The sequence below is a fragment of the Pseudomonas entomophila genome, assembly GCF_023277925.1.
Taxonomy (GTDB): domain Bacteria; phylum Pseudomonadota; class Gammaproteobacteria; order Pseudomonadales; family Pseudomonadaceae; genus Aquipseudomonas; species Aquipseudomonas entomophila_D.
In genome coordinates, this window is record NZ_CP063832.1 from 1,158,541 (window position 1) to 1,174,911 (window position 16,371).

Annotated in this window: 13 protein-coding genes and 1 pseudogene; 9 read left to right on the plus strand and 5 right to left on the minus strand. The window is 65.8% G+C overall.

The genetic code is table 11. The annotated features are described in order from the left end of the window. The first annotated feature begins 7 nt into the window (after positions 1–7). The 8 genes and pseudogenes from IM733_RS05260 to IM733_RS05295 all read left to right on the plus strand — a co-directional run bounded on the left by IM733_RS05260 (position 8) and on the right by IM733_RS05295 (position 9,552). Positions 8–532 (plus strand): serine O-acetyltransferase, encoded by a 525-nt coding sequence (locus IM733_RS05260; protein WP_248919862.1) that lies wholly within the window; start codon positions 8–10, stop codon positions 530–532. A gap of 64 nt (positions 533–596) precedes the next feature. Continuing rightward, positions 597–1,571 (plus strand): glycosyltransferase family 2 protein, encoded by a 975-nt coding sequence (locus IM733_RS05265; RefSeq protein ID WP_248919863.1) that lies wholly within the window; start codon positions 597–599, stop codon positions 1,569–1,571. 7 nt (positions 1,572–1,578) lie between these two features. Continuing rightward, positions 1,579–2,559, plus strand: a pseudogene (locus tag IM733_RS05270) (DUF535 family protein); the annotation flags it as partial. A 642-nt stretch (positions 2,560–3,201) separates the two neighbouring features. Continuing rightward, a complete protein-coding gene (locus IM733_RS05275) occupies positions 3,202–4,563 on the plus strand; it encodes a glycosyltransferase family 4 protein (RefSeq protein ID WP_283107533.1) in 1,362 nt (453 codons plus the stop codon). A 44-nt stretch (positions 4,564–4,607) separates the two neighbouring features. Then, positions 4,608–5,810, plus strand: a complete 1,203-nt coding sequence (locus tag IM733_RS05280; RefSeq protein ID WP_248919864.1) for a glycosyltransferase — start codon at positions 4,608–4,610, stop codon at positions 5,808–5,810. Beyond that, positions 5,807–6,994, plus strand: a complete 1,188-nt coding sequence (locus tag IM733_RS05285) for a glycosyltransferase family 2 protein (RefSeq protein WP_248919865.1) — start codon at positions 5,807–5,809, stop codon at positions 6,992–6,994. Before IM733_RS05280 ends, IM733_RS05285 begins: the two co-directional genes overlap by 4 nt. Further along, entirely contained in the window at positions 6,994–7,743 is a 750-nt protein-coding gene (locus IM733_RS05290; RefSeq protein ID WP_248919866.1) for a WecB/TagA/CpsF family glycosyltransferase, read from the plus strand. The genes IM733_RS05285 and IM733_RS05290 overlap by 1 nt, the downstream gene beginning before the upstream one ends. 390 nt (positions 7,744–8,133) lie before the next feature. Next, positions 8,134–9,552, plus strand: a complete 1,419-nt coding sequence (locus IM733_RS05295; protein ID WP_248919867.1) for an undecaprenyl-phosphate glucose phosphotransferase — start codon at positions 8,134–8,136, stop codon at positions 9,550–9,552. Between the two features lie 138 nt (positions 9,553–9,690). On the opposite strand, the gene IM733_RS05300 is transcribed toward IM733_RS05295, so the two are convergent. Beyond that, positions 9,691–10,644: a LysR substrate-binding domain-containing protein gene (locus IM733_RS05300; RefSeq protein WP_248919868.1), complete on the minus strand. Its 954-nt coding sequence runs from the start codon at positions 10,642–10,644 to the stop codon at positions 9,691–9,693. A gap of 146 nt (positions 10,645–10,790) precedes the next feature. Between IM733_RS05300 and IM733_RS05305 the strand changes: the two genes are divergently transcribed. Beyond that, the gene (locus IM733_RS05305) at positions 10,791–12,167 is read left to right on the plus strand and encodes an L-serine ammonia-lyase (protein ID WP_248919869.1); all 1,377 of its coding nucleotides are present in this window, start codon (positions 10,791–10,793) and stop codon (positions 12,165–12,167) included. A gap of 22 nt (positions 12,168–12,189) precedes the next feature. On the opposite strand, the gene IM733_RS05310 is transcribed toward IM733_RS05305, so the two are convergent. The 4 genes from IM733_RS05310 to IM733_RS05325 form a co-directional block, all read right to left on the minus strand. After that, on the minus strand, positions 12,190–13,107 hold the full coding sequence (locus IM733_RS05310) for a LysR family transcriptional regulator (RefSeq protein ID WP_248919870.1): 918 nt from the start codon (positions 13,105–13,107) through the stop codon (positions 12,190–12,192). A gap of 78 nt (positions 13,108–13,185) precedes the next feature. Continuing rightward, positions 13,186–14,034 (minus strand): ABC transporter permease, encoded by an 849-nt coding sequence (locus tag IM733_RS05315; RefSeq protein ID WP_248919871.1) that lies wholly within the window; start codon positions 14,032–14,034, stop codon positions 13,186–13,188. Next, positions 14,031–15,047: an ABC transporter substrate-binding protein gene (locus tag IM733_RS05320; RefSeq protein WP_248919872.1), complete on the minus strand. Its 1,017-nt coding sequence runs from the start codon at positions 15,045–15,047 to the stop codon at positions 14,031–14,033. Before IM733_RS05320 ends, IM733_RS05315 begins: the two co-directional genes overlap by 4 nt. Positions 15,048–15,166: 119 nt before the next feature. Then, positions 15,167–16,348, minus strand: a complete 1,182-nt coding sequence (locus tag IM733_RS05325) for a GGDEF domain-containing protein (RefSeq protein ID WP_248919873.1) — start codon at positions 16,346–16,348, stop codon at positions 15,167–15,169. Between the last annotated feature and the right edge of the window lie 23 nt (positions 16,349–16,371).

The following is a 16,371-nucleotide window of genomic DNA, read 5'->3' on the forward strand; positions in this document are numbered from 1 at the left end:
TGAAGCCATGTTCGAGAACATTCGCGCGGACTTGCGAGCATATGGGGGCGACTGGGGCGCCCAAGGGTTCTGGGTGATGCTGGTCTACCGCTTCGGGCGCTGGCGCTACGGCGTGCGCCCGGCGTTGCTGCGCAAGCTACTGTCGTTCGTCTACAAGGTGCTGTTCAAACTGGTGCAGATCCTCACCGGCATCGAGCTGCCGTGTGAAGTGGAGATTGGCCGCAACTTCGTCATCGACCATTTTGGTGGCATCGTCATCAGCGGCTACGCCCGTTTCGGCGACGACTGCCGGATTCGCAACGGCGTGGTGGTGGGCCTGAAGAATGTCGAGCGCCCCATCGCGCCGGTGTTCGGCAACAACGTCGACATCGGCACCGGGGCCAAGGTGCTGGGTGAAATCCGCATTGGTAACAACGTGGTGATCGGCGCCAACGCCGTGGTGCTGACCGATGTGCCGGACAACTCGATCGCCGTCGGTGTGCCAGCGACCATCAAGACGCGGGCGCGCCACGAAGCCGTGCAATGCCCGTGAGTGTGCCGACGGGGCGTGGTGATAAAGGGAATTTTCCATTCAAGGCAATTGAGTGAGGCCCAGGGTGACAGGCATTGGAGTGGTGGTGATCGGCCGCAACGAAGGCCCGCGTCTTGAACGCTGCCTGGCGTCGTTGCGCGAGGCGGCGGACCAGATCGTCTACGTCGATTCCGGCTCCACGGATGGCTCGGTGGCGATGGCTCGTCGGCAAGGGGTCGAAGTGCTGGCGCTGGACATGGCCACCCCCTTCACCGCGGCGCGTGCGCGCAACGAAGGCTTCACCCTGTTGCAACGCCTGTTGCCGGGCATGCGCCATGTGCAGTTTGTCGATGGCGACTGCGAGGTGGTGGCCGGCTGGCTGCCTGAAGCGCAACGTTTTCTCGATGCACACCCCCAGGTTGCGGTGGTGTGTGGCCGGCGTCGCGAGCGCTACCCGCAGCATTCGGTTTACAACCTGTTGTGCGACTTGGAGTGGGACACACCGCTGGGGGAGACCAAGGCTTGTGGTGGCGACGCACTGATGCGGGTGGACGCCTTCAGCGCGGTTCACGGCTATCGTCCGGCGCTGATCGCCGGCGAAGAGCCCGAATTGTGCATTCGCCTGCGTGCCCATGGCTGGAAGATCTGGCGGCTCGACCAGGAAATGACCCTGCACGATGCCGCCATGACCCGCTTTGGCCAGTGGTGGCGGCGCAGCTTGCGTGCAGGGTATGCATTCGCCGAGGGGGCCTCGCTGCATGGCGGGCCACCCGAGCGGCACTGGCGGCGCGAAGCGCGGCGTGCCTGGCTCTGGGGCCTGGGGCTGCCATTGGCGATCGGGGTGGCGAGCCTGGCGCTGGGGGGCTGGGGCCTGGTGTTGCTGCTGGCCTACCCGCTGCAAGCTGCGCGCCTGGCGCGCCGTGGTGGCAGGTCCGCGCGCGAGAACTGGTTGCAGGCCGTGTTCCTGGTGCTGGGGAAGTTTCCGGAGATGCTCGGGCAGGTCAAGTTCATGATGAACAGGTTCACTACCGGCAAGCCGGTACTGATCGAGTACAAGTGAGAGGCCTATGTACGTCAGAGCGATCGTGAAGAGTGTGCTCACCGTGCAACCTGGGTTTGCGCTGCGGGCGCTGAAGAACAAACTCAAGTTGCTGGTGCTGATGGTCAGGGAGTGGCCGGCCTTGCGCGCGTTCCTGCAGCGCATGTCCGGCGCCCTGGGGGCCGAGCGTTTCGCCAGGCTCGGCCTTGACTGCGTCGGTGTCGTGCAATGGCCCTACATCAGCAAGGACTGGAACGCCCAGGAGCGCTTCGACGCCCTGGCCTCGCACTATGAAGTGGTCACTCGGCACTTCCCCGCGCTGGTGCTGCTGGGGCGCGATGAGCGGCTGGCGCTGTGCGACCTGTCCCGCTATTCCCCGGCCTGCTCGTTGCTGCTGGACCGGGCGATCTGGTTCAAGCGCGAAGGGGAGCTGGTGCTGAACCTGTTCCAGGGCGACCTGCGCGTGGCCTCGCTGGCGTTCACCCTGCGCCGCACGGACAGCGTGTTGAACCTGTTCATCGGCGCGGTGCAGGGCATCCACAAGGGCATCGACAGCGAAACCTCGCTGAACATCTACCGCGACCTGACCAAGGACTTCGAGGGGCTGCGGCCGCGAAGCCTGCTGATCGAGGTCGTCAAGTGCATCGCCAGAGCCCTGGGCGCCACGCACATCTACGCCGTCGGCGACGCCCACCGGCATCATCGTCATGCTTATTTCGGTGCCGAGAAGGCCCAGGACCTGGCGGCCAACTACGACGTCATCTGGGAAGAGCATGGCGCGACACCCTCGGCGCGCGTGGACTTCTTCAGCATCCCGCTGGCCGCGGCGCAACGTTCGCCCGACGATATCCCGCCGAAGAAACGGGCGATGTATCGCCGGCGCCAGGCCTTGCTGGACGACATCTTCGTGCATGTGGAGGCAGCGCTTTCGGTGAACCGGATGGACCCGCACCGGCAGCGCCTGGGGCAGGCCCTGGCCGCGCAGGAGGAGGCGGCCGCGCCGCAGCCGGGGCCGCTCAGGGTGAGGTTGGCGGCACTGGCCCGGCAGTTTCGCACCGTGCCACGGCCTGACCAGCGATTGATCGCCTACCTGCGCAAGGCAGGGCTGATTCCCACCCTGAGAAAAGCCTGGCGCGAGCTGCTCAAGCAAGGCCCGGCCGTGTTGTGGAAACCGCCGGACGTCAAGCGCAACAACCTGGCGCTGGGCACGCCGCGGGTAGCGGCGCGTGAACTGTTTCCCCGAGAGGTGCTGCTGCTGGTCGAAGTCGAACCGGTGGCGCTCGCAAAGTCGCGGCCCGGGCAGATCCGGCAACTGCTCGAAGGGCTTGGTTACCGGTGCCGGGTGCTCGACTGGCGCAACCACGTGCATTGCCTGAATGCCCTGCAGACCTGTGGTGCGGTGATCCTCCATCGAGTGCCCGCCAGCCCGCAGGTGCTGCTGCTGCTCGATGAAGCACGGCGGCTCGAGGTGATGTCCTGCTGGGACAGTGACGAACTGATTTTCGACGCGCAGGCCTATCGACGGGCGCATGACATGGCCGGCCTGAGCGCGGAGGCCGTCGATCGGCTCATGGCGGCCGTGGCGCTGCACCGGCAAGCGCTGCTGTCCTGTGACCACGCGCTGGCCTCGACAGCGGCGCTTGCGTTGGCCATGAAAGAGGCGGGTGCCCGCCAGGTCACAGTGGTCGAGGCAGGTACCCGCGACCGGGAAACGGAGCAAGTCAGGCGCCTGTTCCCGATACCTGCGGCCGTGCCTGGCAGGCGCGTGCTGGCCGCCAATATCTTCTTCGCCCCCCGCAGTTTCGGCGGCGCCACCGTCGTCGCCGAACAGATGGTGCGGCTGATGGGCGAAATGTCCGCCTGGCAGTCGTTCATTTTCACCTCGTTGCCGGTGTCCGAGGTCGCGCCTTACGGGCTGCTCAGGTATGAGGCGCACGGGGCCCCGGTCATCGGTGTGGGGTTGCCCGAGATGCGCTCGGCCCACGAGGACTTCGAGAACCCCGGGACCGTCGCGGTGTTCGAGCAGGTGCTTGCCACCGTGGCGCCGGATATCGTCCACCTGCATTCCATCCAGGGGCTGGGCGCACTGCTGGCCGCCAGTTGCCGCAAGGCCGGCGTGCCGTTCGTGGTGACCCTGCATGACGCCTGGTGGATCTGCGGCCGCCAGTTCATGATCGACAATCACGGACAGTACTGCGGGCAGACCACCATCCAGGGCGAGGTATGTGCGCGCTGCGTCGACGACCCGCCCCTGAACGTCTACCGCCAACGCATGCTCGCCGATACGCTGAAAACGGCCACCCTGCTGTTGGCGCCGAGCACGTTCGCCAGGAACCTGTACATTGCCAATGGTTTCGATGCCGGGAAGATCCGCATCAACCGCAATGGCATCCTCGCGCCAGCGGCCGACTACCTGAAACATCCGGGGCAGACGTTGCGCTTCGGTTTTGTCGGCGGCAATTCCTCGATCAAGGGGATCAACCTGATCACCCGGGCATTTGCCTCGCTGGCACGGTCCGACTATGAATTGAAGGTGGTCGACAACCTGCTGCACCTGGGTTTTCGCTCGTTCAACCGGCACAGCGTGAAGATTCCGGGCACTGTCAGCATCATTCCCGGCTACACCCAGGCGGATATCGATGCGTTCTTTTCCGGCATCGATGTGCTGCTGTTCCCGACCCAGTGGAAAGAGACCTTCGGCCTGGCGGTACGCGAGGCGCTGGTGCGGGATGTCTGGGTGGTCAGCACCGACGCGGGGGGCACGGTGGAGGATATCGTCGATGGCGTGAACGGCACCATCATTCCCTTGAGTTCGGATGAACGCTACCTGCGCGAGGTGCTCGACGACATCCTCGACCACCCGCAGCGCTATGTGCAGCATCGCAACCGTTTCAAGGACGGCATCACCTTGTGCAGCGACCAGGCCCTGGAGCTCCAGGGTATCTACCAGGATGTCGTCCATGTGAGTGAACCGGCCGGCCAGCCATCGTCGGCCATCGACAGCCTGAAGTAGAAAAGGCCTGTCATTCCAGGACGCAGGGATCGTTTCGGGGGCTTATGCGCATCGCTTACTTCATCAACCAGTACCCCAAGGTCAGCCACAGTTTCATTCGCCGGGAAATCCTGGCGCTGGAGCGCCAGGGCTTCGAGATCCAGCGCATCGCGTTGCGCGGCTGGGACGCTGAACTGCAGGACGAAGAAGACCTGCTGGAGCGGGACAGGACCCGTTACATCCTGCAAGACGGCCTGCGCGGGTTGCTGGCACCGACATGGCAATTGCTGCGGGCGCAACCCCGGCGCTTTCTTGCAGCGCTGCGCCTGGCCTTGCGCACGGGGCGCCGGGCCGACCGGCCCTGGCCCTACCATCTGGTGTACCTGGCCGAGGCGTGCCGCCTGGTGCAGTGGCTGCAGGCCGCTGGCGCCGAGCATGTGCACGCGCATTTCGGCACCAATTCGGCCGAGGTGGTGATGCTGGCCAACGCCCTTGGTGGCCCGGGCTACAGCTTTACCGTGCATGGCCCGGAAGAGTTCGACAAGCCGCAGTTCCTGCACATGGGGGAAAAGGTCAGGCGCGCGGCCTTCGTCGCGGCGGTCAGCTCCTACGGGCGCAGCCAGCTGTATCGTTGGGTGGCCCATGAGCACTGGGCCAAGGTGAAAGTGGTGCACTGTGGCCTGGAGCGCAGTTTCCACGAGGTCGACGCCGTTGCCGTGCCTGTGGCCCCACGCCTGGTTTGCGTGGGGCGGTTGTGTGAGCAGAAAGGCCAGTTGCTATTGCTCGAAGCCGCCCGGATCCTGGCGGGCCAGGCGGTAGCGTTCGAGCTGGTACTGGCGGGCGACGGTGAGATGCGCGCCGAGATCGAAGCGCTGATTCTTCGCTACGGGCTGCAGGGCAAGGTGCGTATCACCGGCTGGATCAGCAGCGCCCAGGTTCGCGAAGAGATCCTCGCGGCCCGTGCCCTGGTGCTGCCGAGTTTCGCCGAGGGCCTGCCGGTGGTGATCATGGAGGCCATGGCCTTGCGCCGCCCGGTGCTGACCACCTATGTGGCGGGCATCCCCGAGCTGGTATGCCAAGGTGACAACGGCTGGTTGTTTCCCGCCGGCGCCGTGCAGGAGCTGGCCGTGGCCATGGCGGACTGCCTGGCGCAACCCGAGGCGGTGCTGCGGCGCATGGGCGAGGCAGCCTACCAGCGCGTGCTGCAACGCCACGATATCGACACCGAGGCGGCCAGGTTGGCCGGCCATTTCAGGGCGCCGGCATGATGACCTTGTTGGCGTGGTTGCTGGTGGTGGTCACGCTGGCACTGCTCGTGCCCGTGCTGGTGCTGCTCGCCCAGGTGCTGCTGGCCTGTTTGCCTGCACGCACGCTGCCGACGACGACCGGGGCACGCGGGCCGGTGGCCGTGTTGGTACCGGCCCACGACGAGTCGACGATCATCCGCTCGACCCTGGCGAGTATCCAGCCGCAATTGCAGGCGGGCGATCGGCTGTTGGTGGTGGCCGACAACTGCACCGACGATACCGCGCAACTGGCGCGCGCCGCCGGCGCGCAGGTGGTGGAGCGCCAGGACGCGCAGCGGCGTGGCAAGGGCTACGCGCTGGACTTCGGTGTCCGTCACCTGGCGCAGGATCCGCCTGGGGTGGTGATCGTCATCGACGCCGATTGCCAGGTGGGCCACGGCGCCATCGACCGGTTGGCTCGCTGCTGCCTGGCCAGCGCACGACCGGTGCAGGCCCTCTACCGGATGCGTGCGCCGGCCGGCGCGGGGCTCAAGGTGCAGATCGCCGCGTTCGCCTGGCGGGTGAAGAACCTGGTGCGCCCGCGTGGCTGGGCGCGGTTGGGGCTGCCCTGCCAGCTGATGGGCTCGGGCATGGCCTTCACCTGGCGGGATCTGGCCGCGATCGATCTCGCCAGCGGGCACCTCGTCGAGGACCTGAAGCTGGGCCTGGACCTGTGTCGCGCTGGCAAGCCGCCGCTGTTCTGCCAGGCGGCCGAGGTCGACAGCCAGTTCCCCGGCAGTGACGAAGGCCTGGCCAACCAGCGCAAGCGCTGGGAGCACGGTCACCTGGGCGTGCTGTTCGGCGAAGCTCCTGGATTGCTGGCCGGCGCGCTGGGGCAGCGCAATGTTGGTTTGCTGGCATTGGCCCTGGACCTGCTGGTGCCGCCGCTGGCGCTGCTGGTGCTGGTATTGATCGCCTGTTGCTGCCTCACCTGGCTGGTCTTCGCGTTGTCTGGCCTGTTGCTGCCCGCGCTGATCTGCAGTGGTGCCCTGGTATTGCTGGGCGTGGCGGTGCTGCTGGCCTGGGGGCGATTCGCCCGTGAGCTGATCGCGTTTTCGACGCTGATGTACGCGCCGTTCTATGCGTTGAGGAAAATTCCCCTGTACCTGGGTTTCCTGGTCAGGCGCCAGGTCGATTGGGTGCGTTCGAAACGGGATGACGGCTGATGGATGGACATGCGTGGCGCTGCCGCTGGAAGCGGCTCGTGGAAAAGTTGCATGTGGTCGGCGACCCGGCGGCCGAACAACAGCTGATCGAGCGGCTGTCCAGGCCCGACAAGACAACCGTGCTGGCGTTCGTCAATGCCCATGCCATGAACCTGGCGGCGCGCAACGCCGAGTTCGGCCAGGCGCTGACGATGGCCGACGTGGTGCTGCGCGACGGCTCCGGCATGGCGATCCTGCTTCGCCAGCTGGGCCTGGCACCCGGTCTGAACATGAATGGCACCGACTTCATCCCCAAGCTCCTGGCAGCTTATAAGGGGCGGCGGGTGGCCTTCTGGGGCACGCGTGAGCCCTACCTCGGGCAGGCGGTGAGCCGCAGTGTGGAATGCTTCGGCGTTCTGCCGGTATCGGTCCAGGATGGTTTTACTGATCTTGACGACTACCAGCGGCTCGCCCGTGAACACCAGCCAGAGCTGATCGTGCTGGGGATGGGCATGCCCAAGCAGGAGGCGCTGGCCGCCGCGTTGGCCGCCAATGGGCCACGGTGCGTGGTGGTGTGCGGCGGGGCGATTCTGGATTTTCTCGGTGGCAAGGTAGAGCGGGCGCCGCAATGGCTGCGAAAGCTGGGCGGGGAGTGGGTGTTCCGCCTGGCGAGGGAGCCCAGGCGCCTGTTCATGCGCTATGTGGTGGGCAACCCGTTGTTTTTGCTGCGTACCGTGTTGCTGCGCAAAGCCGTTGCAAAGGGCGCATGAAGGACCTCTGTAGGAGCGGCTTCAGCCGCGATCACCCGCGATGCGGATACCAGGCGTTGTCTGCATCGCGGCTAAAGCCGCTCTTACCGGGTTGTGGATGATGTCGGATGTGCTGCACCACACTGATGGCTTGGCGCTGCTACAGTGATATCAGTCCTGCACCCGTGAACCGTCAACATGCAATCGCGCACGCCGTCGTATCAGTCCTGTGGGGGGATGGGTACCTGAAGGCGCGTCGAAGGGGTTATGAACATCATGGGAACATCCCGCCGCCGCATGCTTGCGGCACATGTCATCGCACACCCTCGCTGCGCATTGCACAGGTCGCTGGCTGATCGCTCAGCGTGAAAGACAGGCATTTGCTCACTCACATTTCGATGAGGCCTGACCATGGTGTTCGAACCCCGCAGCAGTCGCTCCTTGCTCCAGCGCAGAAGCAGTGTGAGCAACGCCATCCAGGCCGGCCTGGATGGCATCGCCGTGACCGGCGTGGCCTGGTACCTGATCTACGATCAGTTCGGTTTCATCACGTCCGACTACGTGATCATGCTGCTGTTGCTGATTGGTGCATTGGCGGTCATCTACGATCACTACGGCATCTACCGCAGCAACGTCGGGCTGACGCGCAAGGCATTCAGGCTGTTCAAGGCGTGGTCGGCGACGTTCTGCTTTCTCGCGGTGATGGCGTTCCTCACCAAGCAGAGCGAGCAGTACTCGCGGATGCTGGTGGGGCAGCTGTTCGTCATCGGCTATGCGGTGCAGTTGTTCCTGCACATCGCCGTGCGCGAGGTGCAGAAGCGCTACATGGCGCATGCCTCCCGGCCGGAGAACGTGCTGATCATCGGTGTCGGCGACCTGGCCGATTTCCTCTATCTCAAGATCAGCAACAACCCTTGGCTGGGTGAACGGGTCGTCGGCTGCGTGCTGGTCGACGAGGTCAACCACGACGAGGCTTCGCAGGGCAAGTCGTGCCTGCCGGTGCTGGGGCATATCAGCGAACTCGACGGGATCGTCGCCCAGCACGCGATCAGGACGGTGTACCTGGTCACGCCGCTGGGCGGCTCCGATGTGATCAACGACGTGTACATGAAGCTGCTCGACAAGTGCATTGCCGTGAACTGGGTGCCGGATATCTTTTCCCTGCGCCTGATCAACCACAGCGTGCGCGAGATCGCTGGCATTCCCGTGCTGACCCTGTCGGAAACCCCGCTGACCGGGATGAGCCTGTTCCTGAAGAACCTCGAGGACCGGGTGCTGGCGGCGATGATCCTGCTCTGTGCCTCGCCGGTGCTGCTGACGCTGGCCGCGATCATCAAGTTCGACAGCCCGGGGCCGGTATTCTTCAGGCAGGAACGCACGGGCTGGACCGGGGAGTCGTTCCGCATCTGGAAGTTCAGGAGCATGCACGTGCACCAGCCGCAGGACGGCGTGGTCAAGCAGGCGCAGAAGAACGACCCGAGGCTGACTCGGATCGGGGCGTTCATCCGCCGCACCAGCCTGGACGAACTACCGCAGCTGTTCAACGTGCTGACCGGCGAGATGTCCCTGGTGGGGCCGCGTCCCCATGCACTGCAGCACGACACCCTGTATTCCCAGGACATCGTCGATTACTTCGCCCGCCACAACATCAAGCCCGGCATGACCGGCCTGGCCCAGGTGCGCGGTTATCGAGGTGAAACCAAGGATATCGCGCAGATGATCCAGCGCGTGGATTCGGACATCGAGTACATCAACAACTGGTCGCTGTGGCTCGATTTCGTGATCCTGGTGCGCACACTCAATGCCTTTACCGGCAAGCAGGCTTATTGAACGGTGGGCTTTTGATCGCGCGTCGGTGCTGGGCGATAGGCGTGCAGGGGCGGATTCATCCGCGATGCGCCGCCCGCACGGCGCTCGATCCCATGGGCATCACAACTATCCAATCGAACACCGTGAAGCTGGCGCCAATCAACACGGCGCCATGACCTCGGACAGCGGGTGCAGGGCCCGGAACCCCTGCGCTTCCTCGACCAGCCAATCATGCACTGCCCGCGCCCCCGGCTGGTTCAACCCACCCGGCTGGTACAGCAGCACATAGCGCTTGTGGTTGGCGATTGGCACCCCGAACGGCACGATCAGCGCGCCGCGCTCCAGTTCGTCGTTGAGCAGCGTGCGCCGTGCGATGGCCACGCCAACCCCGGCGATCGCGGCCTCGATGGTCAGGTGGTTGCGGTTGAAGGTATGCCCCCGGCGCACATCCAGCCCCTGTGCGCCAATCCCCTCCAGGTAGAACTCCCACTCGGCGTATTCCGAACTGCCGCGCCAGGCAGTGATGTCGTGCAACAGCGGATAGTGCACCAGGTCCGCTGGCCCATGCAGGGGCGGGCGGCCGCGCAGCAGGGCCGGTGAGCACACCGGGAATATCTGCTCGTCCAGCAAGGGGGTGGAGAGCATGCCCGGGTAGCTGCCGTCGTTGAGGTCGATGGCCAGGTCGAAATCTTCCGGGTGCAGGGCCTGGTTGCTGTCCTCGGCCACCAGGCGCAGCGCGATATCCGGGTAGCGTTGCTGGAAGCGTGGCAGGCGCGGGGTCAGCCACTTGGCCAGGAACGAGGGGATCGAACGCAGGCGCAACGTGCCGCGGATTTCGCCGGCATCCAGGCGCAGCAACTCTGCCTCGATGCCGCCGTAGGCCTCGGCCACGGTTTGCGCCAGGCGCTGGCCCTCGGCGGTCAGCTCGACACCACGGGCGCGGCGCAGGAACAGGCGAAAGCCCAGGCGCTCCTCGAGCAAGCGCATCTGCTGGCTGACCGCGCCGGGGGTGATGTGCAGCTCTTCGGCGCAGCGGGTGAACGACAGGTGTCGCGCCGCGCAGGAGAACACGTGCAGCCAGACGAATACCTGGCCATTGAGGGGTCCTTTCATCGTTTAGTACTGCTAAAGGCTTGTGTAGGAAGTTTCGTTGGTCATGGCGACCGGAGCACGGCAGTATCGCGCAAATTCGCAATACCGCTCAATTTTTCTAGACAGCCGTGATGCATCGTTCATTGTGATCACGGCCAGGCATTAGCATGGCTATCAGTGTTTTCGACCTCTTCAAGATTGGCATCGGCCCCTCCAGCTCTCACACCGTCGGCCCCATGCGCGCGGCGGCGACCTTCGCCCAGGCCCTGCGCGAGCGTGGCTGGCTGACCCGCGTGACGCGGGTCGAGGTGCGCCTGTACGGCTCGCTCTCAGCCACCGGTGTCGGCCACGCGACCGACCGGGCTTGCCTGCTGGGGCTGATGGGCCAGTGGCCGGACCGCATCGACCCGCACAGCATCACGTCGCGCATCGACCAGGTCATGAAGGAGCAGAACCTGATGCTCGACGGCAGCCACCCGGTCGAGTTCCAGTATGCCCGTGACATGCGCCTGCTCGACGAAGACCTGGCTTATCACCCCAACGCCATGACCCTCGAGTGCTTCGCGGGGCAGGCCAGCCTGTTCAGCCAGACCTACTTCTCCGTCGGCGGTGGCTTCATTGTCGAGCAAAGCGAGATCGACGCCCCTGAGGTGAACGTTGGCCAGGTGGAGTTGCCTTATGAGTTTTCCAGCGGCGCCGAGTTGCTGGCCCTGTGCAAGGCCCACAACCTGAGCGTCAGCCAGCTGATGATGGCCAACGAATGTGCCTGGCGCCCCGAGCATGAAGTGCGCCAGGGGCTGTTGAAGATCTGGGCCGCGATGCGCGAGTGCGTCGACAACGGCCTGCGCAACGAAGGCATCCTGCCCGGTGGGCTCAATGTCAAACGCCGCGCTGCGCGCCTGCATCGCAGCTTGCAGGAGCTGGGCAAGCCGAATGTGATCGGCTCGACCCTGAGCGCCATGGAGTGGGTCAACCTGTTCGCCCTGGCGGTCAACGAAGAAAACGCCGCCGGCGGGCGCATGGTCACCGCGCCCACCAATGGCGCGGCGGGGATCATCCCGGCAGTGCTGCACTACTACATGAAGTTCAACCCCGGCGCCTGCGACGACGATGTGGTGGCGTTCCTCCTGGCGGCGGCCTCGGTGGGCATCCTGTGCAAGAAGAACGCGTCGATTTCCGGGGCCGAGGTCGGTTGCCAGGGCGAGGTCGGTTCAGCTTGCTCCATGGCGGCGGCGGGCCTGGCCGAAGTGCTGGGGGCCACTGCGCCACAATTGGAGAACGCCGCCGAGATCGCCCTGGAGCATAACCTGGGGTTGACCTGCGACCCGGTGGGCGGGTTGGTCCAGATCCCTTGCATCGAGCGCAACGCCATTGCCGCGGTGAAGGCGATCAACGCCGTGCAGATGGCCCTGCGCGGCGATGGCGAGCACTTCATTTCCCTCGACCGGGTGATCCGCACCATGCGCGACACCGGTGCCGACATGCATGCCAACTACAAGGAAACCTCGCGCGGCGGCCTGGCGGTCGCCTTCGTCGAGTGCTGACCGCAATCCTGTAGGAGCGGCTTTAGCCGCGATCACCCAGGCACTGCGTTGCCTGCATCGCGGCTGAAGCCGCTCCTACATCCTCCAGCGCTGTCTTCAGCACCGCGGCCAGGTGCCGGCGCTGGCTCTTCTCATGCTCCAGCAACACCATCCGCCGGGTCAGTTGCGGCTCGCCGAAGGGCAGTACGGTGGCGGCGGGCAGGCGCTCCAGGTCCTCGTCGGCCATCGGGATGATCGCCACCCCGAGACCCATTGCCGCCATGCGTGCCAACGCTTCCTGGCTGTCCAGCTCCATCTGTTCGCTGACCTGCAAATGCTGGCGGCGCAGTTCTTGCTCGATCTGCCGGCCGGCCCAGGCGCGTTTGTCGAAGCGCAGGAAGGGTTGCCCGGCCAGCAGCTGCGTGACGCTCTGTCCCGCTAATTCCGGGCTGGCGATTGCCCAGAAGCGATCCTCGAACAGTGGGGTGTAACTCAGGCACTGGGGGTAGGGGCTGACCGGCTCGGTGGTGATCGCGGCATCCAGCTCGCCGTCCTCCACACGCCGCGCCAGTTCCGCCGACATGCCCGACACCACGCTGATGTGCAGGTGCGGGTGGTGGGCCTTGATCCACACCAGCGCCTTGGGCAGGCGCCGGGCCAGCACCGTGTGAATCGCACCGATGCGCAGGCGCCCGCGCAGGCCCGGGCCGCTGGCCAGGGTGTCGGCGAGTTCCTCATAGGCGGCCAGGATGGTTTCGGCGCGGGCCACGGCCAGTTGCCCGGCTTCGGTCAGCACGACTTGCCGGCGGCTGCGGTCGAACAGGGCGACCTGCAGTTCATCCTCGAGGGCCTTGATGTGCAGGCTCACCGCCGAGGGTGTCAGGCTCAGCAGGTCGGCGGCGCGGGCGAAGGTGCCATGGCGGGCGATGGTCACCAGGGTACGCAGGGCTTTGAGGGACACGCGGGGGAGGCTCCGGGCTGCGCTGGTCGTGGGCGATTGTCCGGTTCGCCCCCGTCGCTGGCAAGCCCGTTCGTGGCCTCAGCGCTTCGGGCGGCCATAGGCCTGGCTGATCCGGTCGATCACCATGGCCAGCGCGACGATGGCCAGCCCGGCCTCCATGCCCTGGCCGACATTGAGCGTCTGAATACCGGCCAGCACATTCTCGCCCAACCCCCGGGCGCCGATCATCGAGGCCACCACCACCATCGACAGGGCCATCATCACCGACTGGTTGAGCCCGGCCATGATGCTCGGCAGGGCCAGGGGCAGGGCGATGCGCCATAGTCGTTGCCAGCGACTGGCACCCAGGCCATGGGCGGCCTTCAGCAACGAGGGGTCGATCTGCGCCAGGCCCAGCTCGGTCAGGCGCACCAATGGCGGCAGGGCGTAGATCAGGGTGGCGAACACCGCCGGCACCTTGCCCAGGCCAAACAGCATCAGCACCGGGATCAGGTAGACGAAGGCCGGCAGGGTCTGCATCACGTCCAGCACCGGCAGCAGCAGGCGCCGGGCCAGCGGCCGGGTAGCCAGCAGGATGCCCAGGGGCACGCCGACCAGCACGCACAGGCTGGTGCTGACCAGCACCAGGGCGAGGGTCTGCAACAGCTTGTCCCACAGCCCCAGCACGCCGATCAGGGCCAGCAGCAGCGTCAGCGCCACGGCCCGCGCCAGGCTGCGGCTGGCGTGCCAGGCCAGCAGCCCCACCAGCAACAGCAACAGCCACCAGGGCAGCAGGCGCAGGAGGTTTTCCAGGCCGACCAGCAGTTGCAGCAGTTGCTCGGAGACACCACGCAGGTAATCGCCGTAGTGCAGCACCAGCCAGTCGACCAGGCGGTTGACCCAGGGGGCGAAGGAGAATTGCAGGGCTTCGGGAAAGCCACCGCTCACAGGGCGGCCTCGACCTTGGCGGCACTGTCGGCCGGCAGCCAGGCCTTCCACACTTCAGGGTGATCGTGCAGGAAGTTGACCGCCGCCTCGCGGGGCGGCTGGCGTGACTCGCTCATCCTTGCCAGTGCCTTGTTCAGCAGGTCGATGGGCAAATCGACCTGCTCGAACAAGGCGACCAGTTCAGGATGGGTGTCGTGGAACGCCTTCGACACGCCAATCGAGAGCTTGGCCGGCAACGAGCGGCTGCCCTTCGGGTTGGGATTGGCGGCATCGGTGAGGGTGGCCCAGGCGGCGGCGTCGAATGGCGGCTCTTCCAGGCGCACCAGATCAAATCGGCCCATCAGTGGGGTCGGGCTCCAGTAGTAGAACAGCACCGGCTTGCCAAGGCGGATCTGCGCTGCGATTTCGGCATCAAGGGCGGCGCCGGAGCCGCTGCGGAAATTGTTGTACAGGCCGTCAAGACCATAGGCCTTGAGTTTCTGGCTGTTGACGGTCTCGGAAGTCCAGCCGCTGGGGCTGTTGAGGAAGCGGCCCTTGTCGGGTACTTCGGGGTCCTTGAATACCTCCGGGTAACGCTTCAGATCCGCGACGCTGCGCAGGTCGGGCGCCAGTGCCTTGAGGTTGCGCGCGGCGTCGCCCTTGATCACATAGGCCGGCACCCACCAGCCTTCCTCGGCGTTCTTCACCGTGTCGCCCAGGGCGAACACCTGGCCGGCCTGTTCGGCCTTGACCCAGGCCGGGCTGCGGCCGGCCCATTCCTCGGCGATCACCTGCAGGTCGTTGCGGGCCAGGGCCACCTCCATGCTGACGGTGCTGCCAGGGAAGGTGTCGGTGGGGTAGCCGTAACCCTTTTCGACGATAAAACGCAGGATCTCGGTGGTCAGTGCGCCGCTTTCCCAAGTGATGTCACCGAAGTGGATCGGTGCAGGCTGTTCGGCGGTGGCAGCGGAGTCGGTGGTGGCCAGGCCCAGGGCGAGCAGCAGGCCGGCCAGCAGGGTGGGGATCTTCTTCATCGGGGCCTCGTAGATTGCCGTTCCATGGGTAGGGGCAAAGTGTAGACGACGAGGTTCGAACCCCGGGGGGGGCGTCTGTTCGCCGGCAAGGCCGGCACCTCCAGGCCGGTCGCCGGCCGTTATCCAGCGTACTGCAAGGCCCGGCTGCGCCCTTGCTGCTTGGCTTGGTACAGGGCGTGGTCGGCCATCGACAGCAGCCGAGAGAGCTCGCATTGCTGCGCGGGCTGGCTGGCAATGCCGATGCTCACGCCCAGCGCACCGGGCTCCAGCAGTGGCAAGGCGGCGAATGCCGCGCAGATTCGCCGTGCAACGTGCTCGGCCGCCGCTTCGTTGCCGCCAGGCAGCAGGCAGGCGAACTCTTCGCCGCCAATCCGGGCGAACAGGTCGCCCTCGCGCAGGTGACGACGGGTTTCCTCGGCGAACGCCAGCAACACCTGGTCGCCCTTGGGGTGACCGTACTGGTCGTTGATGCGCTTGAAGTGATCCAGGTCGCACAGCAGCAAGGCCACCGGTGCTCGCCGCGCCGCGCTTTCCTGCAACAAGCGGGTGCCGTGCTCCATGAACGCCCTGCGGTTGGCGATGCCTGTCAGCGGGTCACTGTAGGCGGCGTTGCGTAGCTGCACTTCGGCGCGCTCGCGGACCATGGCCAGGGTGACATAGGAGATGCCAATGGCGAACAGCATCGACTCGAACAGGATCAAGACGAAGAAGCCCGGGTGCCTGCCCTGGTCGACGATGGCCTGGTCCAGGGCGGCGCCGTCGTCGATCAGCAGGCGCGCGAAATACACCGCGCCATGCAGCCCGGTCAGGATCAGCGCCGGGGTATACGACACCGGCAGACGGACCCGTGGGCGGTACAGTTCGCGGATGCACAGCCCGGTGTAGAGCAGGGTCAGCAGCGAGTAGGCCTGCACCCGCAGGTCCAGCGCGGCGTAAAAGCCCGGCCACAGGCTGAACAGCCACCAGAGCAGCGCGCCGGCGAACACCAGCGGCCAATGCACGGTGCGCCCGCCGAACACGCGCATGGCGGTCCACCCCAACCCCGCGCCGACCAGCAGGACGATGTTGCCCAGCACCAGCGCCAGGTAATCCAGCCCTATGCCGCGCAACGCGTTGAGGCTGACCCCCAGTGTGCAGGCCAGCAGCATCGCCCCCAGGTAGCCCAGGCTCGGGTCGCCGGCGCAGCGGCGCCAGGCGTGCAGGGTCAGGCTGCCCATCAGGGCGAAGATGAACACGGCGACCAGCATCAGGGTCGGCAGGCTAAGCGGCACGGTGCAAGGCTCTCGGGGTAAACGGCGCATGCTAAGTCAGGCCTGTGGCTATT